General features: G+C 66.8%; 19 protein-coding genes and 1 riboswitch. Of the genes, 7 read left to right on the forward strand and 12 right to left on the reverse strand.

Features of this window, described 5'->3' with window-relative positions; all coding sequences use genetic code 11:
• Position 1: 1 nt before the first annotated feature.
• Complete coding sequence (locus tag ACJEIK_RS21175; RefSeq protein WP_267323789.1) at positions 2-1,108, reverse strand: NDMA-dependent alcohol dehydrogenase; 1,107 nt, start codon at positions 1,106-1,108, stop codon at positions 2-4.
• A gap of 260 nt (positions 1,109-1,368) precedes the next feature.
• Between ACJEIK_RS21175 and ACJEIK_RS21180 the strand changes: the two genes are divergently transcribed.
• Entirely contained in the window at positions 1,369-2,577 is a 1,209-nt protein-coding gene (locus ACJEIK_RS21180; protein WP_133425495.1) for an IS110 family transposase, read from the forward strand.
• A 20-nt stretch (positions 2,578-2,597) separates the two neighbouring features.
• Here ACJEIK_RS21180 and ACJEIK_RS21185 read toward each other — a convergent pair whose 3' ends face one another.
• Together ACJEIK_RS21185 and ACJEIK_RS21190 are read right to left on the reverse strand one after the other, a co-directional pair.
• Positions 2,598-3,533, reverse strand: coding sequence for an alpha/beta hydrolase (locus ACJEIK_RS21185; protein WP_409430235.1), 936 nt, complete (start codon positions 3,531-3,533; stop codon positions 2,598-2,600).
• 13 nt (positions 3,534-3,546) lie between these two features.
• Positions 3,547-5,028, reverse strand: a complete 1,482-nt coding sequence (locus ACJEIK_RS21190; RefSeq protein ID WP_409431736.1) for a flavin-containing monooxygenase — start codon at positions 5,026-5,028, stop codon at positions 3,547-3,549.
• A gap of 135 nt (positions 5,029-5,163) precedes the next feature.
• On the opposite strand from ACJEIK_RS21190, the gene ACJEIK_RS21195 reads away from it, so the two are divergent.
• Positions 5,164-6,423: a CdaR family transcriptional regulator gene (locus ACJEIK_RS21195; RefSeq protein WP_212806697.1), complete on the forward strand. Its 1,260-nt coding sequence runs from the start codon at positions 5,164-5,166 to the stop codon at positions 6,421-6,423.
• A gap of 3 nt (positions 6,424-6,426) precedes the next feature.
• On the opposite strand, the gene ACJEIK_RS21200 is transcribed toward ACJEIK_RS21195, so the two are convergent.
• Positions 6,427-7,554, reverse strand: a complete 1,128-nt coding sequence (locus tag ACJEIK_RS21200; protein WP_409430236.1) for a sensor histidine kinase — start codon at positions 7,552-7,554, stop codon at positions 6,427-6,429.
• On the reverse strand, positions 7,551-8,261 hold the full coding sequence (locus tag ACJEIK_RS21205; protein ID WP_244872803.1) for a response regulator transcription factor: 711 nt from the start codon (positions 8,259-8,261) through the stop codon (positions 7,551-7,553). Before ACJEIK_RS21205 ends, ACJEIK_RS21200 begins: the two co-directional genes overlap by 4 nt.
• 165 nt (positions 8,262-8,426) lie before the next feature.
• Here ACJEIK_RS21205 and ACJEIK_RS21210 point away from each other — a divergent pair, with 165 nt between their 5' ends.
• A complete protein-coding gene (locus ACJEIK_RS21210) occupies positions 8,427-8,909 on the forward strand; it encodes a DM13 domain-containing protein (protein WP_409430237.1) in 483 nt (160 codons plus the stop codon).
• 11 nt (positions 8,910-8,920) lie between these two features.
• Positions 8,921-9,406 carry a hypothetical protein gene (locus ACJEIK_RS21215; protein ID WP_409430238.1) on the forward strand — a complete coding sequence of 162 codons (486 nt, stop codon included), beginning with the start codon at positions 8,921-8,923 and terminating at the stop codon, positions 9,404-9,406.
• 6 nt (positions 9,407-9,412) lie between these two features.
• On the opposite strand, the gene ACJEIK_RS21220 is transcribed toward ACJEIK_RS21215, so the two are convergent.
• The 4 genes from ACJEIK_RS21220 to trpS all read right to left on the reverse strand — a co-directional run bounded on the left by ACJEIK_RS21220 (position 9,413) and on the right by trpS (position 13,204).
• Positions 9,413-10,507: an NmrA family NAD(P)-binding protein gene (locus tag ACJEIK_RS21220; protein WP_267323796.1), complete on the reverse strand. Its 1,095-nt coding sequence runs from the start codon at positions 10,505-10,507 to the stop codon at positions 9,413-9,415.
• Positions 10,508-10,574: 67 nt separating this feature from the next.
• Positions 10,575-11,018, reverse strand: coding sequence for a MarR family winged helix-turn-helix transcriptional regulator (locus ACJEIK_RS21225; RefSeq protein ID WP_267323797.1), 444 nt, complete (start codon positions 11,016-11,018; stop codon positions 10,575-10,577).
• A 52-nt stretch (positions 11,019-11,070) separates the two neighbouring features.
• Positions 11,071-12,099, reverse strand: coding sequence for an inner membrane protein YhjD (gene yhjD, locus ACJEIK_RS21230; RefSeq protein WP_267323798.1), 1,029 nt, complete (start codon positions 12,097-12,099; stop codon positions 11,071-11,073).
• Between the two features lie 76 nt (positions 12,100-12,175).
• Positions 12,176-13,204, reverse strand: coding sequence for a tryptophan--tRNA ligase (trpS, locus tag ACJEIK_RS21235; RefSeq protein WP_409430239.1), 1,029 nt, complete (start codon positions 13,202-13,204; stop codon positions 12,176-12,178).
• A gap of 139 nt (positions 13,205-13,343) precedes the next feature.
• On the opposite strand from trpS, the gene ACJEIK_RS21240 reads away from it, so the two are divergent.
• Positions 13,344-14,351, forward strand: a complete 1,008-nt coding sequence (locus tag ACJEIK_RS21240) for an SIS domain-containing protein (protein ID WP_267324340.1) — start codon at positions 13,344-13,346, stop codon at positions 14,349-14,351.
• A gap of 16 nt (positions 14,352-14,367) precedes the next feature.
• Here ACJEIK_RS21240 and ACJEIK_RS21245 read toward each other — a convergent pair whose 3' ends face one another.
• The gene (locus ACJEIK_RS21245; RefSeq protein ID WP_267323799.1) at positions 14,368-14,790 is read right to left on the reverse strand and encodes a MarR family winged helix-turn-helix transcriptional regulator; all 423 of its coding nucleotides are present in this window, start codon (positions 14,788-14,790) and stop codon (positions 14,368-14,370) included.
• 51 nt (positions 14,791-14,841) lie between these two features.
• Between ACJEIK_RS21245 and ACJEIK_RS21250 the strand changes: the two genes are divergently transcribed.
• Together ACJEIK_RS21250 and fdxA are read left to right on the forward strand one after the other, a co-directional pair.
• Positions 14,842-15,474, forward strand: a complete 633-nt coding sequence (locus ACJEIK_RS21250; RefSeq protein ID WP_267323800.1) for a TIGR03086 family metal-binding protein — start codon at positions 14,842-14,844, stop codon at positions 15,472-15,474.
• Between the two features lie 81 nt (positions 15,475-15,555).
• The gene (gene fdxA / locus ACJEIK_RS21255) at positions 15,556-15,897 is read left to right on the forward strand and encodes a ferredoxin (RefSeq protein ID WP_267323801.1); all 342 of its coding nucleotides are present in this window, start codon (positions 15,556-15,558) and stop codon (positions 15,895-15,897) included.
• A gap of 41 nt (positions 15,898-15,938) precedes the next feature.
• On the opposite strand, the gene ACJEIK_RS21260 is transcribed toward fdxA, so the two are convergent.
• Together ACJEIK_RS21260 and ACJEIK_RS21265 are read right to left on the reverse strand one after the other, a co-directional pair.
• On the reverse strand, positions 15,939-16,742 hold the full coding sequence (locus tag ACJEIK_RS21260) for an exodeoxyribonuclease III (protein WP_267323802.1): 804 nt from the start codon (positions 16,740-16,742) through the stop codon (positions 15,939-15,941).
• A 79-nt stretch (positions 16,743-16,821) separates the two neighbouring features.
• The gene (locus ACJEIK_RS21265) at positions 16,822-19,059 is read right to left on the reverse strand and encodes an NADP-dependent isocitrate dehydrogenase (RefSeq protein WP_133427750.1); all 2,238 of its coding nucleotides are present in this window, start codon (positions 19,057-19,059) and stop codon (positions 16,822-16,824) included.
• A 260-nt stretch (positions 19,060-19,319) separates the two neighbouring features.
• Positions 19,320-19,440: riboswitch (SAM riboswitch) on the forward strand.
• Positions 19,441-19,549: the final 109 nt, after the last annotated feature.

The following is a 19,549-nucleotide window of genomic DNA, read 5'->3' on the forward strand; positions in this document are numbered from 1 at the left end:
GTCAGTGCACGATGATCCCGCGAATGTTCTTGCCCTCGCGAAGGTCCTGATAGCCCTGGTTGACCTCTTCGAGGGTGTACCGCGTGGTCACCAGGTCGTCGAGTTGCAGCTGGCCGTCGTTGTAGAGCCGCAGCAGACGGATGATGTCGTACTGCGGGTTGGCCGAGCCGAACAGCGAGCCGCGAATGGTCTTCTCGAACAACGTCAGTTCCAGGCCCGAGACGTGGATCGTCAGCTTCTCGGGGTTGGCCATGCCGATCACGACGACCGTCCCGCCCTTGCCGATGGCGCTGAAGGCCGACGTGACGACGTCCTCGTCGACGGTTCCGACGCAGATGATGGCCTGATCGGCGCCCTGCCCCCAGGACAGTTCGTTGATCTTCTCGGCGGCGGCCTCGGCGCTGGCGAAGACATGTGTCGCACCGAATTTCAGTGCGGTATCGCGTTTGAAAGGCACGGGGTCGACGGCCACGATGTACTTCGCTCCGGCATGCGCGGCGCCCTGGACGGCGTTGATGCCGATGCCGCCGATGCCGTACACGACGGTGATGTCGCCGGGCCGCACGTTGCCCGCGTAGGTGGCGCCGCCCCATCCGGTCGGCACACCACAGCCGACGAGCACGGCGGTCTCCAGCGGCAGCCAGTCGTCGATCTTGACCACCGAGTGCTGCGAGATGGTGGCCTTCTTCGCGAACGTGCCCAGCATGCACATGGCACCGAAATCCGTGCCGCCCTTGTGGAATCGGAACGAGCCGTCGGGCATGGAGCCCTCGAGGATGGTTGCGCCCATGTCGCACAGGGCCTGCCGACCGGTCGAGCAGTAGCGGCAGTGGCCACAGCTGGGGATGAAGCTGCATACGACGTGGTCACCGGGCTTGACCTTGGTGACGCCGGGGCCGACGTCCTCGATGATGCCGGCGCCCTCGTGCCCACCGACTATGGGATAGCGCGGCGGGAGGTCACCGTCGGACAGGTGGAGGTCGGAGTGACAGAGCCCGGCGGCGGTGTAGTTGATCAGCACCTCGCCGGGGCCGGGACCGTCGAGATCGAGTTCCATGATCTCGAACGGCTTGCCCGGTTCCAGGAGAACGGCAGCGGTGGTCTTCATCGATGTATTCCTTAAGTTCGTAGTTGCAGTTATTTCGTGATGTTGTGACGGTTACGTTGAACTGCGACCCGGGTGGGTCGGGTGAGGTCGACATGGGGTCTTTGCCGGCCTGGTGGTGCGGCTTGAAAGGACTGGCCGCCCGGCCCACCTGGACTTCCTCGGGCCGCTGATTGAGATCTGCGATGTGATCGCTTGTTTAAGGAAATGCCGGCGAGGTTGTCCGTGGGGATCCTGTTGGCAGACAAGCGAAAAGAGGTTCCATGGCCGAAGACCAGGTGTGGGCTGGGGTCGACGTCGGCAAAGAACACCACTGGGTGTGCGTCGTGGACGGCAACGGCAACGTGGTGTTGTCGCGCAAGGTCGTCAACGATGAACACACGATGCGTGACCTGGTCGCCGAGATCGACAAGCTCGCCGGTGAGGTGTCCTGGACAGTGGACTTGAGCAACGTGTTTGCCGCCCTGCTGTTGACGGTGCTGGCCGATGCCGGCAAGACGGTGCGGTACCTTGCGGGCCGGCAAGTGTGGCAGGCCTCGGTCACCTACCGCGGTGGTGAGTCCAAGACCGATGCCAAAGATGCCCGGGTCATCGCCGATCAATCCCGGATGCGCGGCGAGGACCTTCCGGTCCTGCGTCCCGGCGACGATCTGATCACCGAACTGCGGATGCTCACCGCCCATCGCGCTGATCTGGTCGCCGACCGAACCCGGACCATCAACCGGCTGCGCCAACAACTGCTGGCCGTGTGCCCGGCCCTCGAACGCGTCGCTGAGCTGACCCAGGACCGTGGTTGGGCAGTGCTGCTGGCGCATTACCAACGACCGAAAGCGATTCGCCGAACCGGTGTTTCGCGGCTGACCAAAGTATTGGCGGCAGCGGGAGTACGCAACGCTGCCACGATCGCGGCAGCGGCGGTGACGGCCTCTAAGGCCCAGACCGTCCGCCTGGCCGGTGAGGACGTCGGTGCAGGATTGGTCGCCGAACTGGCCCAGGGGGTGATGAACCTCGATGAGCGCATCAAACACACCGACGCGGACATCGAGGAACGATTTCGCCGCCATCCGCTCGCCGAGGTGATCACCAGCCTGCCTGGTATCGGCTTCCGGCTCGGCGCCGAATTCCTCGCGGTGGTCGGCGACCCCGCTCTGCTCGAATCGCCCGACCAGCTCGCCGCCTGGGCCGGGCTGGCTCCGGTAGCCAAAGACTCCGGTAAACGCACCGGCCGGCTGCACACCCCCAAGCGCTACAGTCGTCGACTGCGCCGCGTCATGTACATGTCCGCGCTGACCGCGATCCGCTGCGACCCCGCATCCAAGGCGTATTACCAGCGCAAACGGGACCAAGGCAAGCGGCCGATCCCGGCCACCATTTGCCTGGCCCGCCGACGGGTCAATGTCCTCTACGCGCTCATCCGCGACAACAGAACCTGGCAGCCCAACACGCCTCAGATCACCACTGCGGCGGCTTGACAGGCTCATTGAGAGTCCTTTCAGGCCGAGTGGGTTTCGTGCAGGTTGCCGTGCGCCGGCGCCAGATCGCGCTCGAGGAAGTCGAGCTGGTCGGCCAGAACCCGCTGCTGCCAGGGACCGTCGTAGAAATCGAGGTGGTCGGCGGGGTATTCGCGCAACTGTGCCCAGTACCCGGCGCGGCGGGCTGCCTTGCGAGCCGCAGCGGGCGGCGCGATGCGATCGTCGGTGCCGGGCTGCACGAGGATCGGGCACGTCAGCTTTCCGGCTTTGGTGATCGGCCGGTTCAGCGCGACGCCGAGGGAGTGTCGGCCGCGGACCTCGTTACGCCACGTCGCTCCGGCGACAGGGAGCCAGGCCTCTTCCGAACCTGAGGTGGCGATCACCGCGTTGGATCCGGGCTGCCCCACCACCGGCACCATGTGCGACGGCCGCCCGAGCGCGCTGCCGACAACGTCCCGCAGGGCGTTGACGGTCGAGCGCACCAGGTAGCCGGTCCCGCAGGTGCGTCGCAGGTGCGACAGGGTCGCCACCCCGTCGACGGCGGGGTTCATCGAGATGACGGCCGCGATGCGCTGGTCCCGGGCCGCGACCGCGATGACGTGACCGCCGGCGTACGACGTGCCCCACAACACGATCCGGTCCGGGTCAACCCCGGGCAGGTGCCGCGCCGCGGCGACGGCGGCGTGGTAGTCCTGCCGCTGCTTCTTGACCGAAATATCCTGGCGCGGTTCGCCTTCGGAATCGCCGAAGCCCCGGTAGTCGAACACCAGCACGTCCAGTCCGGCGGCGGCGAAGGGCTCGGCGAAGCCGAGCAGCGCGGTGTCCTTCGTGCCGCTGAAACCGTGCGCCATCACCACGCACGGCCGGCCCGATTCACCGGCGAGTGCGTCGGTGGCGGCAGGCAGATGCCAAGCGGCACAGCGCACCCCGTGGCTGTAGAAGTAGAGCTGTTTCATGGCGGTTTCTCCCCTACGAGGCGTACGCGACGGTCTTGACGGACGAGAACCGCAGGCCAGGGTCCTCGATGGCACCGCCCCGCAACCGCTCGGCATCCATCTCGTAGGCGTGCTTGACCAGCCACGAACCGCTGTCGCCGCTGCGGGGGAACTGCTGAATGCCGCGCTGGACGTAGCCCGACGACAGGTCCATCAGCGGGCCGCGCGCCATGTCGGGGTTCTCGACCACCGGGACGACGACGTCGTGCCCGTGGGCGTCCATGTGGTCCAACAGGCGGCAGAAGTGCTCGCACACCAGGTCGACCTTCAGGGTCCAGGCGATGTTGGTGTAGCCCATCGCGAACGCCATGTTGGGTACGTCGGAGACCATCATCGCCTTGTACACCGTGTGGTCGGGCAGGTCGAGCGCCTGGCCGTCAACGCTCAGCGCGATCTTGCCGAACGCCGCCATGTTCAAACCCGTTGCGGTGACGATGATGTCGGCCTCCAGCTCCTGGCCGGATTTCAGCAGGATGCCGCGCTTGGTGAACCGCTCGATCTGGTCGGTGACCACCGACGCCTTGCCGGCCTTGATGGCCTTGAACAGGTCGCCGTCGGGCACCATGGCCAGGCGCTGCTCCCACGGGTTGTACCGCGGCGTGAAATGGGTGTCGACGTCGAAGCCCTTGGGCAGCTGCCGGGCCACGTTGGCGATCAACAGCTTTCGCATGGTCTTCGGGTATTTCTGGCACAGCTTGAACAGGCCGCGGCTGGTCGCGATGTTCTTGCGCCGCACGATCGGGAACGCGCGCTCGTGGCCCAGGACCTTGTTGAGGGTGTTGGTGATCGGGTCGGCCGCCGGCACCGACAGCACGTAGCTCGGGGACCGCTGCAGCATGGTGATGTGGGCGGTCTTGTCGGCCATCGACGGGATCAGCGTGACAGCCGTTGCGCCACTTCCGATCACGACGACCTTCTTGCCGGCGTAGTCCAGGTCCTCGGGCCACAGCTGCGGGTGGATCACCGGGCCTTCGAAGTCGTCCTTGCCGGGGAAGTCCGGGATGAAGGGCTTCTCGTAGTCGTAGTACCCGGTGCCCAGGAACAGGAAGCGGCCGGTGAACGTCGTCGTCTCGTCTCCGTGCGTGGTGGTGACGGTCCACCGTCCGGTGTCGGAGTCGAAGTTCGCGTTCTGCACGCGCTGGCCGAACCGGACGTGCTCGCCGATCCCGTTCTCGTCGACGGCCTGCTGCAGGTAGTCGAGGATGATGTGGCCGTCGGCGATGGACTTGCGGTGCGTCCACGGCTTGAAGCCGAAACCGAAGGTGGGCATGTCGGAGTCCGAGCGGATGCCGGGGTACTTGTGCAGGCTCCAGGTGCCGCCGATGGCGTCGCGCCCCTCGATGATCAGGAACGACGTGCCCGGGCGGTTCGCCTTCAGGTGGTATGCCGCGCCGATGCCGGAGATACCCGCTCCGATGATCAACACATCGACATCGCGCGTCTCGGACCGCTTCATTGAGGTGGACACTGTGACTCCTGGTCGTTTGGAGGTGCTTTGTGATGGCACTAACGCTATGGACGCCGCGACACACAGCACAGGTGCGGCCGCCCAGTACTCGACCGGTGATATGTGCAGGGGCATACTTCGGTGATGCCCGCCGAGACACCGTCGCCTGAGGTCATCGATCTCATGGGCGACGTCGCCGAGCTGATGCTGGCCGAACTCGACGACCTGGTTGCCGAGATGGACGCCGCCGCGGTCGAGCTCTCGCCCACCGCCGGCTCCGACGCGGCCGTGCTGGCGGATACCTCGGCCAGCAATCGCGCCAATGCCGCCCGGCTGCTGTCGTTGTTCGCCCGCCGCGACGCCAAGATGGCGGCCATCGACGTCCCGCCCGAGGCCCTCGACATCGCCCGCACGGTCGCCCGGCGCGGCATGGACCTCGACGTGATCTTCCAGTCGTACCGGCGCGGCCAGAACGTCGCGTGGCGTCGCTACATGGTGCACGCCACGCAACTCGTGCCGTCCGGCCCGCTGTTGATCGAATTGCTGGAAGTCGCGTCCCGGCGCATGTTCGAGTACGTCGACCATGTCGTCGCCAACGTCATCGCCGCAGCGCAACGCGAGCGCGAGGAGGTGCTCGGCGGGGCCATCGCCCGCCGCGCCGAAACGATCCGGCTGATCCTCGACGGCGCCGCCATCGACACCGGGCGGGCCGGCGAACGCCTGGGATACGACCTGCGGCAGCGCCACACCGCACTGGTGCTGTGGACGCCGCCGCACGGCGATGTGCAGGGGGCACTCGAATCCGCCGCGGCGGTGCTGGCGCGAGCCGCAGGCACTCGCCCGCCGCTGACGTTGTCCGTCGGCCCGTCCACGTTGTGGGCCTGGCTGGGCAGCAGTTCCGAGCCGGTGGTCGATGCACTGTCTGACGCAATCACACAGGCGCAGAACCATATTCGCGTCGCGGTGGGTCCGACGCGGCCGGGCATCACCGGCTTTCGCCGCTCCCACGAGGCGGCGCTGGCGATCCAGAGTCTGCTCGCCGGGCACCCCGGCGGCACGCGGGTGGCCCTCTTCCGCGACCTCGAGGTCACCGCACTGGCGGCCCAGAACCCTGATCGCGCAGCCGAATTCGTCTCGGCAACCCTGGGTCCGCTCGCGGAGGACACGTCGGCGGCGGCCCGCCTGCGCGATACCCTGCGCGTCTTCCTCGACGAAGCCGACAACGCGCCACGCGCCGCCGGCCGGCTGCACACCCACCGCAATACCGTGCTGCAGCGGGTGGCGCGGGCGACCGAGCTCCTCGGCTACCAGCCCGGTGAACGGCGGCTGGCAATGGAACTCGCATTGGAACTGGCGCACCAGCTCGGTCCGAGGGTGCTGACCGCGCCGCAGCGGGGCGCCTAGCCGTCACGTCGTCGGCAGCGTCACGTCCAGCCGGAATCCGCCGGGCACATGCGCGGCGGACACCTCGCCGCCGTGCGCTTCGACGATGCCCCGCACGATGGCCAAGCCGATGCCGGCGCCCGCCCCGCCGCCTTCCGGGGTGCGGGCCGCCGTGCCGCGCCAGCCCATGTCGAACATCCGCCCCAGATCCTGGGACTGCACGCCGGGCCCCTGGTCCAGCACCGTGAGCACGATCCGGTCGCCGTCGAGCCGCTGTGCCGAAACCTCGATCTCGGAATGCTCCGGTGCATGCCGAATGCTGTTGACCAACAGGTTCGCCACCACCCGGGACAGTTCTCCGGCGTCGGCGTGCAGCACCACGTCGGCCATCCCGGCGTGGGTGATGCGGATGCCGCGGGTGGCCGCGAGGGCCTGCATGTCGGACACGACATCGGACACCAGGTCCAGGAGCACTACCGGCTCCTTGCTGAGCTTCAGCATGCCGCTCTGAATCTTGGACAACTCGAACAGGCCGTCGACCATGCCGTTGACGGAGTCCACCTGATCGCGGATCTGCCGGATGTATTCGGCCGGGTCGTCGACCACGCCTTCCTCGAGCGCTTCGGCCATCGCACGCATGCCGGCCAGTGGTGTCCGCAGATCATGCGAAACCCAGGCGACCAGCTGCCGCCGGGACTGATCCAGCTGTTCGACTTCCGCACGGGCAGCGGCCAATTGCGCCGACGACTGCGCCAGCTGGCTCGACAACTCGGCGAATTCCCTCGAGCTGTCGACGTCCGCCGTGACGACTTCGCCGCTGCCGATCTGCTGGGCCGCACGTTGCAGCCGGGCCAGCGACCGCCGCAGCCGTCGCAGCATGAAGCCGGCGGCGAGGCCGGCCATGAGCGCCGAGATGGCGAGTACCGCGAGCAGGACCTGCAGATCGTGCGACGACAGGTACATCTCGATCGAGATGGCCACCGTGGAGGCGACGATCGCGACGATGGTCGCGCAGATCAGGACCGACACCTGCGTCCCGATGGACCCGCGCCGATTGAGTTGCATGACAAGGACGGCCGCGCCCGTGGCCACCGACGTACAGATCAGGGCCGTCACCGCGATGATGACGAGGTCCACCGCGCCGAGGATCATGACGACCGCCCCGACGGCGTGAATCGGTATCCCGTGCCCCACTCGGTGCGCAGATAGACGGGATCGCGCGGGTCGGCCTCGATCTTCTCGCGGAGCCTCCGGATGTGCACCGTCACCGTCGACGCGTCGCCGGTGCTCCAGCCCCACACTTCCCGCAGCATCTCGTCGCGGGAGACGACGCGGTCGGGGTTCTTGAGCAGGAAGAGCAGGAGCTCGTACTCGCGTGCGGTCAGCTCGACATCGGCACTGCCGCAGGTGATCCGGCGCATCGTCGGGTCGATCCGGAACCGGCCGACCACGAACGGGGCGAGCGGCGACTGGTGGGAGACCCTGTGCCGCAACACTTTCGAAATGCGCAGTTGCAGTTCGCGCAGTGCGAACGGCTTCGCCAGGTAGTCGTCGGCGCCGAGTTCGAGGCCGTCGATCCGGTGCCCGCTCGCACCGAGCGCGGTCAGCATGATCACCGGAACATCCGAGCGGGTGCGGATCTCGCGCAGCAGGTCGTCACCCGACAGCCCCGGCAGCATGCGGTCGAGCACCAGTACGTCGGGCGTCGAGCGTTGCACGGCGTCGCGCGCGGTTTCCCCGTCGGAGAACTCGTCGATTCGAAACCCTTTGGCGCGCAGGTACGCCGCCACCGCGGTCCGCACCCGCTGGTCGTCTTCGACCAGCACGACGTGCGCTCCGCCGCCGTCGTCGGAACTCACGGGCGCATCCACATAGCACCTCTCATGGTGCTGAGCCTAGACAGCCGGCGGCGCGACGGGCCGGTTCTTACGGTTCTGAAATGTTTGTCGAACGCGCCCGGCGCGCTCCCTAACTTCATCGGCGACGGGGTGATCGGCACCCCACGACGCTCGAAGGAGTTCCACATGGTCATCAAGCCGATCGCAGCTACAGCAGCTGCGGTGTTCGCCCTGACCCTCACCGCGTGCGGTGCGAACGAGATGAAGTCGGCCGGTTCGTCCAGCCCCTCCAGTTCCGCCATGTCGTCCAGCATGACCTCCGCAATGACCTCCGCAATGACCTCCGCGATGACCTCATCGAGCGCCGCCGCTCGCACGGGCCACTTCACCGGCCTCAACGGCAAGCACGTCGCCGGTACGGCGACCGTCAGCGGCATGAATCTCGAATTCACCGACTTCTCCTCCGACGAGGGCCCGGACCTGCACGTGTACCTGACGAAGGGCTCCACCGAGTCCGACGTCGCCGCGGGCAAGGAGATCGCCGCCATCAAGTTCGACCAGGCCACACAGTCGTTCCCGCTGACCGGCATCGACACCATGGGCTACACCACCGTCGTCATCCACTGCGACAAGGCGAAGGCAGTCTTCGGCGCTGCCTCGCTGATGTGATGACCGGTCTGATGACCACCCGCGCACTGACCACGCGCGACCGCGCCGACCTGGCCGCGTCGATACTCTTCGGCGCGGTCCGGGTCGGGCTCGGACTGCTGTGGCTCCACGAGGGCTACGTGAAGTTCCGGGCGCACTTCGGGCGCGCGGACATCCTGCTCGTCGTCGACGGCGCGTCGGCGAATTCGCGGGTGCCGGAATACTTCCGGTTCGTGTCCGAGCACCTGCTGCGGCCGACGGCAGACCTGGCCGGCGTCATGACGCCGCTGACCGAAGTGGCACTGGGGCTGGTCCTGGTGCTCGGTGTGTTCGGCACGCTGTCCGCGGTCGTATCCGCGGGATTGCTTGCGGTCTATTGGAGTTCGGACCAGCTCATCGCGCAGTACCCGATCATGGCGGTGCTGAGCGTGGGCGTCCTTGCCGGACAGGGTTATTCGAGCCGCTGGACGATCATGGCACTGATTCACCGCCGTCGGGATACCGAGAAAGAGGGATGACCGGGATCACAGCTTTCCGGTGCGCAGGTCTTGGCTGCTCTTCAGAACGGCCGAGTCCAGACTCCAGTTCTGCGGCTGCACCCGCTCCCAGAGGCTGCCCTTGCCGGCCGCCTTGCCGAATTCGTCCTCGCGCCGGAACCACTGCTCGGCGCTGCGGATCCGGTTGGGATGGATTTCGTCCAGCAGCGCGTAGTTCCGCTCGATGATGCCGTCTTTCCACAAGTTCCAGAAACCGGTGAAGTTGGCTCGAAAAGTCATGGTGCTCGGGTCATCCGGGGCCGCGTTGTATCCGGCAGGGGTATCGGCGACGCCGCCGAGCGGGCCCTGCCAGTACGCGTCGATGTCCGTGTCGACGTATCGGGCAGGATGTCCGGTGACCGTTTCGAACGCTCGGGCCAGTTCGCGGTACGGGATGTGGTCGATGGCCACCTCGAGGTCCATGCCGTTGGACCGGCCGGTGTTGTCGAAGAGCCACCTCACGTAGTAGCCGCAATCCTCAAGGGAGACATGGGGTACCGCGCCGTCGCCGAGGGGCACCCGCCAGGTGACGACGCCGTCCTCCACACTGGGCGCCATCGGCGTCAGGGGTGAGATCGTCATTTCGATGTACGGGCCCGACGTGAAGATGGCGGCACCCATCCGGGCCGAATTCGCCTGATTCTGCAGCAGGATCCATTCGGCGATGCGCCCCTTGCCGTCGTAGTGCCCGACACGGTACTTGGAGTCGTAGCCGGCTTTCTTGAGCCCGTAGTCGAGGTTTCCGTACACGAAGAACTTGACGCCTTCTTCGATGGCGATCTCGTAAGTGCGCATCGCCCAATACATCTCGGTCTTCTCGCCGGTGTTGAATCCGTCGATGTTGACGAACGCACCGTCGCATTCGCGGAAGCCTTCTCGCAGCACGGCTTCATCGGTGAATGTCCCTTCGAGTGCCGAGATGCCGCCCAATTGGAGCAACGATTCGGCCCGGGCACTCGTGGCGTCACGAGTGAGAAATCGAACGGAATACCTGCCGTCGGCGACGAGGGCGCGGGCGACGGGAAGTCCCTGGGCTCCCGTCGCTCCGATCATGAAGATCTTCGAGGTGGCGTGTGACGACATTGCAGCTTCTCCTAATAGTGTATATACAACATTTGGGGCCATCGACAAGGACAAACCCCATCGATTTCTAGTCGCCGGGCGACAGGCCGCCGACGCTCGTCGCGAGGGACCGGACCGCCGTGACGCCGCCGGCACCCAGCAGTTCGGCGGCCTCTTGCTGCGCCCGTCGCCATGCCGGCATCACGGTCTCGATCTTCTTGCGACCCGACGCGGTCAGCATGACCTCACGCACGCCCTTGGCGCTCACCGACACCGCCTCCACCCAACCGTGTTTCATCAACAGGCTCAGATTGCGGCTGACGGTCGACCGCTCCAACTGCAGCACCTCACCGATCCGGGCCGGCGAGCACGGGCCGATCTTCCCCAGCGCCGCCAGGAGATTGATCTGGGCGATGCTGACGCCATGTTCTTCGAGGGCGTGGTCGTACAGGCTCGTCACCGCCCGGCCGAGTAGCCGGACGCGGACCGCCAGGCAGTTACCGGCGATCTCATCGACAGCGGCGGTGGCCATGCCGCCATTGTTGCATATACATCATTACCCTGGCAATGGACCGTCGCCGGAGCTATCCCCTGCGCCGACGCACCAGCCGCGAAAGACTCAGCCCACCGAGCAGACCCACGGCCGCGCCCACCGCCACGCTGTTCGCGTCGACGCCCTCGCGCTCGCGGTAGCGGGTGACGATCGCAGCCGGTCCGGGCGGCGCCACCGGGGCCAGCGCCATGGTGTCCGCGGCGGTTGCCGCCCACGCGGTCGAGAACAGGATCAGCCGGGCGGTGATGTAGGCGAACACCATCAGACCCAACACGGGACCGAACGTGGCACCGGCCGGGCCGTGCATGACGGTCCGCAGGTAGATCGAGGCGACCTGCTTGAACAGTTCGAAGCCCACCGCGGCGATCAGGGCCGCACGGGCCGAGCTGCGCAGGCTGACCTTCTCGCGCGGCAACCGGGCGATGATCCAGGTGAACATGAGCCACGCCACGAGGAACGACACCGCGATCGACGCCACCCGCAGCAGCGCATTGAGGCCCGGGACGTGCCCGACACCGAACCAGTGCAGGACTGTCGCCATCAACCCGGTGTCACCCAGAGCGGTCAGGCCGATCGTGACGACGATGGCCAGGAATGCCGACACCAGCGCCAGCAGATCGGACAGCTTGGTGCCCACCCAGCCGTCGGGTTCGCTCTGTTGCTCCCACATCTCGGTGAGGGCCTTACGCAGGTTCGCCATCCAGCCGAGGCCGGCCCACGCCGCGGTCGCCAGGCCGATGACGCCGACCGACGTGCGCGATTTCACGGCCGAGTCCATCAGGCCGACCAGCTGATTTCCGAAGTCGCCCGCGACGGCGGACCGGATGTGCACCTCGAGCTCGGCCAGCAGGTCCGGGCGGGAGGCCAGTACGAAACCACCCACGGCAAAACCGACCATGAGCAGCGGGAACAGCGCGAACACCGTGAAGTAGGTGATGCCGGCGGCGTAGAAGTCGCCGTTGCAGTCCTGGTAGCGGTCCTGGGCCCGCATGATCCGATCCAGCCACGGATGCCGCTGACGCAGTCGGTAGAGTAGGCCCGGCTGGTCCGAGTCGGTCATTTTCGGCAAACCCCCTTGTCTGCCGAAAAGCCTAGTGTGCGACGCCGCGGGTGTCCCCCCCGCGGCGTCCGCAACGTCAGCGCAGACGCGGTAGGAAGCCCAGTCGGTCGTTGACGCGCTGCAGGGTCTTGAACGCCACCTGCTCGGCGCGCTCGGCACCGGTGGCCAGCACCGATTCCAGTTCGGCCGGGTCGGCCAGCAGCTCGTCGACCCGGTTCTTGATCGGGGTGACGTACTCGACTACGGCTTCGGCGGTTTCCTTCTTCAGGTCGCCGTAACCGCGTCCCTCGTACCCGGCCACCAGCGTGTCGATGGCGGTTCCGATGACCGCCGACTGGATGGTCAGCAGGTTGGAGATGCCGGGCTTGGCCTCGGTGTCGAACCGGATCTCGCGCTCACTGTCGGTGACCGCCGAGCGAATCTTCTTGGCGCTCTTGGCCGGATCGTCGAGCAGGTTGATCAGCCCGGCGTCGGTCGCGGCCGACTTGCTCATCTTGGCGGTCGGGTCCTGCAGGTCGTAGATCTTGGCGGTGGCCTTGGGGATCATGGCCTCGGGCACCACGAAGGTGTCGGGGAAGCGCGCGTTGAACCGCTGCGCGAGGTCCCGGGCCAGCTCCAGGTGCTGACGCTGGTCCTCACCGACGGGCACCAGGTCGGTGTCGTAGAGCAGGATGTCGGCGGCCATGAGCACCGGATAGGTGAACAGGCCGATCGTGGTGGCGTCGGCGCCCTGCTTCTGCGACTTGTCCTTGAACTGCGTCATCCGCGACGCCTGCCCGAAGCCGGTGAAGCAACCCAGCAACCACGCCAGCTGGGTGTGTTCGGCGACGTGGCTCTGCACGAACACCGTGCTGCGGGTCGGGTCGATACCGAGCGCGAGGTACTGCGCGGCCGTCACCAGCGTGCGCCGACGCAGCGTCTCGGGGTCCTGCGGGACGGTGATGGCGTGCAGGTCGACGACACAGAAGAACGCGTCGTAGCCGTCCTGCAGGTGGGCCCAGTTCTGCACCGCGCCCAGGGCATTGCCCAGGTGAAGCGAGTCGGAGGTGGGCTGTGCCCCGGAAAAGACGACGCGCTTGTCCGCGCCTGCACCGCTGTTGCTCATGATGGCTTCGATTTTCGCACTGTTGTCATCCGGTTTTGTCCGGGGCTCGGTCTACGCTGGGGAAAGTGGGTTCCCGTGCGATGCCGACCTCCGACAAGGAGACGAAGTGAGCGCCGATCCAACGTCCCCCGGCCACCTGATGGCCGCCGAGATCACCGAACAGCCGCAGGTGTGGCGCCGGCTGCTGGACGATGGCCGCGGCCCCATCCGGGCCGCCGCGGCTCAGATCGCGGCGGCTGCGCCACGCTTCGTGCTGTTCGTGGCACGAGGCACCAGCGACCACGCCGCGCTGTACGCGAAATACCTCGTCGAGATCAACCACGGCCTGCCGGCAGGGCTGGTCTCCCCGTCGACCATGACCGTCTACGGCGCCCAACCCGATCTGCGCGACGTGCTGTACGTCGCGGTGAGCCAGTCCGGTGGTTCGCCGGACCTCGTGCGCTCGGTCGAGGTGGCCCGCGCCCAAGGTGCGCTGACGGTCGCCGTCACCAACAACCCGGCGTCGGATCTGGCTGCGGCAGCCGAGATTCACATCGACGTGCTGGCCGGGGCCGAGAAGTCGGTGGCCGCGACCAAGTCCTACACCGCGGAGCTGCTCGCCCTGCAGCTGCTGCTCGGACGGGATGGCGACGGCGTCGACGCGCTGCCCGACCTCGGCGAGCAGGTGCTCGCTACCGGGGAGCTGGTCCGCGAGGTCGCGCAGCGGTATCGGTTCGCGCAACGACTCATCGCCACCGCCCGCGGCTACTCCTACCCCACTGCCCGCGAGGCCGCCCTCAAGCTGATGGAGACGTCTTACCTTTCCACACAGGCGTTTTCGGGCGCCGACCTGTTGCACGGTCCACTCGCCACCGTCGACCCCCAGGTGCCGGTGCTCGCGGTGGTGCCCGAGGGCGCCGGCGGCCAGGCCATGGCGCCGGTGCTGGAACGGCTGGCCGAGCGTCATGCCGATGTCTTCGGGGTCGGAGCGCCGACGGCCCTGGCCGGCCTGGCCGGTGGTATCGCGCTGCCCAGCGGGGTCAGCGACGAACTCTCTCCGCTGCTGGAAATCCTTCCGCTGCAACAACTTGCCCTGCACCTGGCACTGGCCCGCGGTGGCGACCCGGACCAGCCGCGCGGGCTGCGAAAGGTCACGGAGACGCTCTGACGCCGAGCGCTCGTGTTCAGTCGGGTCGAGGCGCCAGACGTTGCAGCACGCCGAAGAAGACGCGCCGCTCCTCGGCGCTCAGCTCGCCGAGCCACTGCTCCTCGCCGCGCTGAATGTCGGCCTGCACGGCGTCTTTGAGCCGGCGGCCGGCCGGCGTGATCGACAGCAGCCGAACCCGGCGGTCGTCGGGGTCCGGCGTGCGCTCGATGTAGCCGCGGTCCTGCAGGTCATCGAGCGTGCGGATGATGCGGGTCTTGTCGGCGCCGATCGCCTGCGCCAGAACAGCTTGCGACCGCATCGGGGTCTCGTCGAGCGCCAGTAGCACGACGTAACCCCACATCGAGATGCCATGGGCGTCCAGGACAGGCTGCTCGGCAGCCATCAGCTCACGCAACAGCGGCGCGAGCAGCGCGGCGAGGTCAGGGCGCTTGACCGACATCCGACCATCGTAGGCATTGCCATATCGTATGCGACTGCATACGATAAGCTCATGCGTACATTACCCACCGAACTTCTCACCGCCCATCGCCGCGCCGTCCTGGCCTCGATCGACGTCGTCAACACCGTCGGTCGTGCCGACCTGCTGCGCCCGACGCCGTGCGCAGCTTGGGATTTGGCCGACCTCATCGCCCACATGACCGTCCAGCACCGCGGCTTCGCGGCCGCCGCCCGTGGCCACGGCAGTGACCTCGCACTCTGGGATCCCGCCACCGTGCGCGACACGCAGGACCCTGTCGGCGATTACGCCGCGGCCGCCCACGATGTGCTGGACGCATTCGCCGGCGCCGATCCCGAAAGCCAGTTCGCGCTACCGGAATTGGGCACCTCGGTGCCGGCCGAGATGGCGATCGGATTTCACCTGATCGACTACGCGGTGCACGGCTGGGACGTCGCGGCCGGCCTCGGCGTTCCCTTCACGCTGTCCGACGACGTCGTCGCCGTAGCCCTCCCCCTGGCCCTTGCCGTGCCCGACGGGGACTTCCGCAGCATGCCCAATGCGCCGTTCGGACCGGCCCGGACCGACGACAGCACAACGGATTTCGAGCGGCTGCTCCAGCACCTCGGCCGGGATCCGCAGTGGGGCGATGCGTTCCATGACGAGTCACTGCATCCCGTCCAGTAACAGATTGAGGTCTTCCGGCCCTGTTATCAGTAACTTTCGGCCACTGAGGTCAAGTGCCACCGCATCGATACCGTCCGTCGTATGACTTACGTAATCGGACGAGAATGCGTTGACGTCACCGACATGTCCTGCGTGCAGGAGTGCCCGGCCGACTGCATCTACCAAGGCGATCGGGCGCTGTACATCAATCCGCAGGAATGTGTGGATTGCGGTGCCTGCAAGCTGATCTGCCGAGTCGATGCGATCTACTACGAGGACGAGCTGCCCGACGACCAGCTCGCGTACCTCGCTGACAATGCCGCATTCTTCGAGGAGGTACTCCCCGGACGCGACGCGCCCGTGGGCTCCCCCGGCGGCGCCAGTGCGCTCGGTCGCATCGGAGTGGACACCCCGCTGGTGTCGGCCCTACCCCTTCGGAGCTGAGCCGACCGCCAGACGATCGTCGATACCGCGGCCGAGTCCGATCAGCTGTACTCGACCGTCACCGGCGCGTGGTCCGACCAGCGCAGCGCATACGCCGCAGCCCGCTCCACCCGCGCCGCATGGGCTTTGGGCGCCAGCTTGGCGTTGGCCAGGTGGTAGTCGATGCGCCACCCGGCATCGTTGTCGAAAGCCTTACCGCGCCATGACCACCAGCTGTATGGCCCGGGCACGTCGGGGTGCAGCTCCCGGACCACGTCGGTCCAGCCGGAAGCCATCAGCTCGGCCAACCACTGCCGCTCGCTGGGCAGGAACCCGGACTTCTTGACGTTGGCCTTCCACGCCTTCAGGTCCAGTTCCGTCGCGCAGATGTTCCAGTCGCCGCAGATCACCACGTCGCGGCGCTTGCGGGTCAGCTCGGCCATCCGGCCGGCGAGCGCCACCATGAAGCGCTCCTTCTCCACCTGCTTGTCGGTCTCGGCCTCACCGGTGGGCACGTAGACGCTGGCGACCGTGACGCCGTCGGTGTCGACCTCCACATACCGCCCGTGCGCGACGAATTCACAGTCCGGGCTGAGCCCCACCCGCACCGCGGTGATGGGGGCCCGCGACAGCACCGCCACGCCGTTGCGGCCCTTGGCAGACGGCTCGGCCGACGCCAGCTGCCAGCCCGCATCCAGCGCGGGCGCCAGGGCCTGCGTCAGCTGCGCGTCGTCGGCCCGGGTCTCCTGCAGGCAGATGACGTCGGACGTGGTGTCCTTCAGCCACGGCAGCAGCCCGAGGTTCTCCGCCGAGCGCTCTTTGACCGCGGCGCGGATGCCGTTGACGTTGATGGTGGTGACGATCACGAAGCAGAACCCTAACGTCCCGGTACGACAATGCACCCGGGGCAAATACGCCCCGGGTGCATTGTCGCGCGATGAGCGATTACTCCTGAGCGGAAGCCAGCGCCGCGTTGAAAGTGGCGCTCGGCCGCATCACGGCCGTCGTCTTCTCCGGGTCCGGCGCGTAGTACCCGCCGATGTCGGCCGCGCTGCCTTGTGCCGCAGCCAGTTCCGCGACGATCTTCTCCTCGTTCTCGGCCAGGGTCTTGGCCAGCGGAGCGAACTTGGCGGCCAGCTCGGCGTCCTCGGTCTGCTTGGCCAGCTCCTGCGCCCAGTACATGGCGAGGTAGAACTGGCTGCCGCGGTTGTCCAGCTCGCCGGTGCGCCGCGACGGACTCTTGTTCTCGTCCAACAGCTTTCCGGTCGCGCTGTCGAGCGTCTTGGCCAGCAGCAGGGCCTTGGCATCGTCGGTCTTGTTGCCCAGGTCCTCCAGGCTGGCGCCCAGGGCCAGGAACTCACCGAGGGAGTCCCAGCGCAGGTGGTTCTCCTCGACCAGCTGCTGCACGTGCTTGGGTGCCGAACCGCCGGCGCCCGTCTCGTACAGGCCGCCACCGGCCATCAGCGGCACGATCGACAGCATCTTGGCGCTGGTACCCAGCTCCAGGATCGGGAACAGATCGGTGAGGTAGTCGCGCAGGATGTTGCCGGTCGCGGCGATCGTGTCCTGACCGCGCATGGCCCGCTCGATGGTGTGCCGCATGGCGCGTTCCTGCGACATCACGGAGATGTCGAGGCCCTCGGTGTCGTGGTCCTTGAGGTAGGTCGCGACCTTCTTGCGCAGCTCGGCCTCGTGCGGACGCTCCTGATCCAGCCAGAACACCACGGGCATGCCCGAGAGCCGGGCGCGGGTGACGGCCAGCTTGACCCAGTCGCGGATCGGCAGGTCCTTGACGACCGGCATGCGCCAGATGTCACCCTCTTCCACCGCGGTGGTCAGCAACACCTCGCCGCTGTCGATGTCAACGATGTTGGCAATGCCGTCTTCGGGAATCTCGAAGGTCTTGTCGTGGCTGCCGTACTCCTCGGCCTTCTGCGCCATCAGACCGACGTTGGGCACGGTGCCCATGGTCCGCGGGTCGAACTGGCCGTGCGTCTTACAGAAGTTGATGATCTCCTGGTACATCCGGGAGAACGTCGACTCGGGGTTGACGGCCTTGGTGTCCTTGAGCTTTCCGTCGGCGCCGTACATCTTGCCGCCGAGCCGGATCATGGCCGGCATCGAGGCGTCGACGATGACGTCGGACGGCGAGTGGAAGTTGGTGATGCCGCGAGCCGAGTCGACCATCGCCAGCTCGGGGCGGTGCTCGTGGCACTTGTGCAGGTCGTCGACGATCTCGTCGTGCAGCGACTTGGGCAGCGTCGAAATCTTGTCGTACAGGTCCGAGAGCCCGTTGTTGACGTTGACGCCGAGCTCGTCAAACAGCTTCTGGTGCTTGGCGAATGCGTCCTTGTAGAAGATGCGCACGGCGTGGCCGAACACGATCGGGTGGCTGACCTTCATCATGGTCGCCTTGACGTGCAGGGAGAACATGACGCCCGTCTTGTAGGCGTCCTCCATCTGCTCCTCGTAGAACTGGATGAGCGCCTTCTTGCTCATGTACATCGAGTCGATGATGTCGCCCGCGTCGAGCTTGACCTCGGGCTTGAGCTCAATTGTCTTGCCGGTCTTGGTCTTGAGCACCATCTTGACGCGGCGGTCCTTGTCGAGCGTCATGGACTGCTCGCCGTGGTAGAAGTCGCCGGTCTTCATGGTCGCGACGTGCGTGCGGGAGGCCTGCGACCACTCGCCCATGCTGTGCGGGTGCTTGCGGGCGTACTCCTTGACGGCCTTCGGCGCACGACGGTCCGAGTTGCCTTCGCGCAGAACGGGGTTCACCGCGCTGCCGAGACACTTGCCGTAGCGGTCCTTGATCGCCTTCTCTTCGTCGGTCTTCGGGTCGCCCGGGTAGTCGGGCAGGTTGTAGCCCTTCTCCTTGAGCTCCTTGATGGCGGCGACGAGCTGCGGCACCGAGGCGCTGATGTTGGGCAGCTTGATGATGTTGGTGTCCGGGAACTGGGTCAGCCGGCCCAGCTCGCCGAGGTTGTCGGGGACCTTCTGCTCGTCGGTCAGGTAGTCGCTGAACTCGGCGAGGATGCGGGCCGCCACCGAGATGTCACTGGTCTGGACGTCGATACCGGCGGCGCCGGCGAAGGTGCGGACGACCGGCAGGAACGCGTACGTCGCGAGCAGCGGCGCCTCGTCGGTCAACGTGTAGATGATGGATGGTTTCTCGCCACTCATGGTCACTCTCCCGGCGTCACGGACGGTACGTACGAAAATCTATGTCGAGTCCGGCGTCTGCACATGACTACCCCGTCGCACGACGGTTACGAAACTACCGTGACCGGCGGGGCGAGTTTCCGGTGGTCCGGTCTGTCATGCACAGATCTGGATCGATACCGACAGGCTGCGCGAAGCGGACCGACGACGACACGCCGTGTCCCGCCCACCGGACGGCACCAGCTAGCAGTTGCCCGGCCTCGTGAGTTACCCTCGAGTCCGGTCATGAGTGCCAGCGTCAAGCCCCGGCTTGCTGGCCGGCAACCCTCCATCCGCGGTGGGGTGCCCCGGGAGACGACCAGGTTGAGCAGCCGTACATCGGCTGCGAGGCAAGCGCGGGTCCGCCACCACGGACCCGGATGACTGGGTGAGTGGAGGCTTCCTATGCGTCGCTGTCTGTGATTCGTGCGAGTTCGCGCACCCCTTCGTCGTACCTAAAAACTCACAGGAG

It is taken from the genome of Mycobacterium sp. SMC-16 (assembly GCF_046250085.1).
Classification (GTDB): domain Bacteria; phylum Actinomycetota; class Actinomycetes; order Mycobacteriales; family Mycobacteriaceae; genus Mycobacterium; species Mycobacterium phocaicum.

Coding starts and splice junctions, on each gene's coding strand:
- ACJEIK_RS21250 (WP_267323800.1), top strand. CDS start 14,842: ATGCGTACATTACCCACCGAACTTCTCACCGCCCATCGCCGCGCCGTC.
- ACJEIK_RS21180 (WP_133425495.1), top strand. CDS start 1,369: ATGGCCGAAGACCAGGTGTGGGCTGGGGTCGACGTCGGCAAAGAACAC.
- trpS (WP_409430239.1), bottom strand. CDS start 13,204: ATGAGCAACAGCGGTGCAGGCGCGGACAAGCGCGTCGTCTTTTCCGGG.
- ACJEIK_RS21185 (WP_409430235.1), bottom strand. CDS start 3,533: ATGAAACAGCTCTACTTCTACAGCCACGGGGTGCGCTGTGCCGCTTGG.
- ACJEIK_RS21240 (WP_267324340.1), top strand. CDS start 13,344: ATGGCCGCCGAGATCACCGAACAGCCGCAGGTGTGGCGCCGGCTGCTG.
- ACJEIK_RS21245 (WP_267323799.1), bottom strand. CDS start 14,790: ATGTCGGTCAAGCGCCCTGACCTCGCCGCGCTGCTCGCGCCGCTGTTG.
- ACJEIK_RS21220 (WP_267323796.1), bottom strand. CDS start 10,507: ATGTCGTCACACGCCACCTCGAAGATCTTCATGATCGGAGCGACGGGA.
- yhjD (WP_267323798.1), bottom strand. CDS start 12,099: ATGACCGACTCGGACCAGCCGGGCCTACTCTACCGACTGCGTCAGCGG.
- fdxA (WP_267323801.1), top strand. CDS start 15,556: ATGACTTACGTAATCGGACGAGAATGCGTTGACGTCACCGACATGTCC.
- ACJEIK_RS21215 (WP_409430238.1), top strand. CDS start 8,921: ATGACCACCCGCGCACTGACCACGCGCGACCGCGCCGACCTGGCCGCG.
- ACJEIK_RS21200 (WP_409430236.1), bottom strand. CDS start 7,554: ATGATCCTCGGCGCGGTGGACCTCGTCATCATCGCGGTGACGGCCCTG.
- ACJEIK_RS21225 (WP_267323797.1), bottom strand. CDS start 11,018: ATGGCCACCGCCGCTGTCGATGAGATCGCCGGTAACTGCCTGGCGGTC.
- ACJEIK_RS21265 (WP_133427750.1), bottom strand. CDS start 19,059: ATGAGTGGCGAGAAACCATCCATCATCTACACGTTGACCGACGAGGCG.
- ACJEIK_RS21175 (WP_267323789.1), bottom strand. CDS start 1,108: ATGAAGACCACCGCTGCCGTTCTCCTGGAACCGGGCAAGCCGTTCGAG.
- ACJEIK_RS21195 (WP_212806697.1), top strand. CDS start 5,164: ATGCCCGCCGAGACACCGTCGCCTGAGGTCATCGATCTCATGGGCGAC.
- ACJEIK_RS21190 (WP_409431736.1), bottom strand. CDS start 5,028: ATGAAGCGGTCCGAGACGCGCGATGTCGATGTGTTGATCATCGGAGCG.
- ACJEIK_RS21210 (WP_409430237.1), top strand. CDS start 8,427: ATGGTCATCAAGCCGATCGCAGCTACAGCAGCTGCGGTGTTCGCCCTG.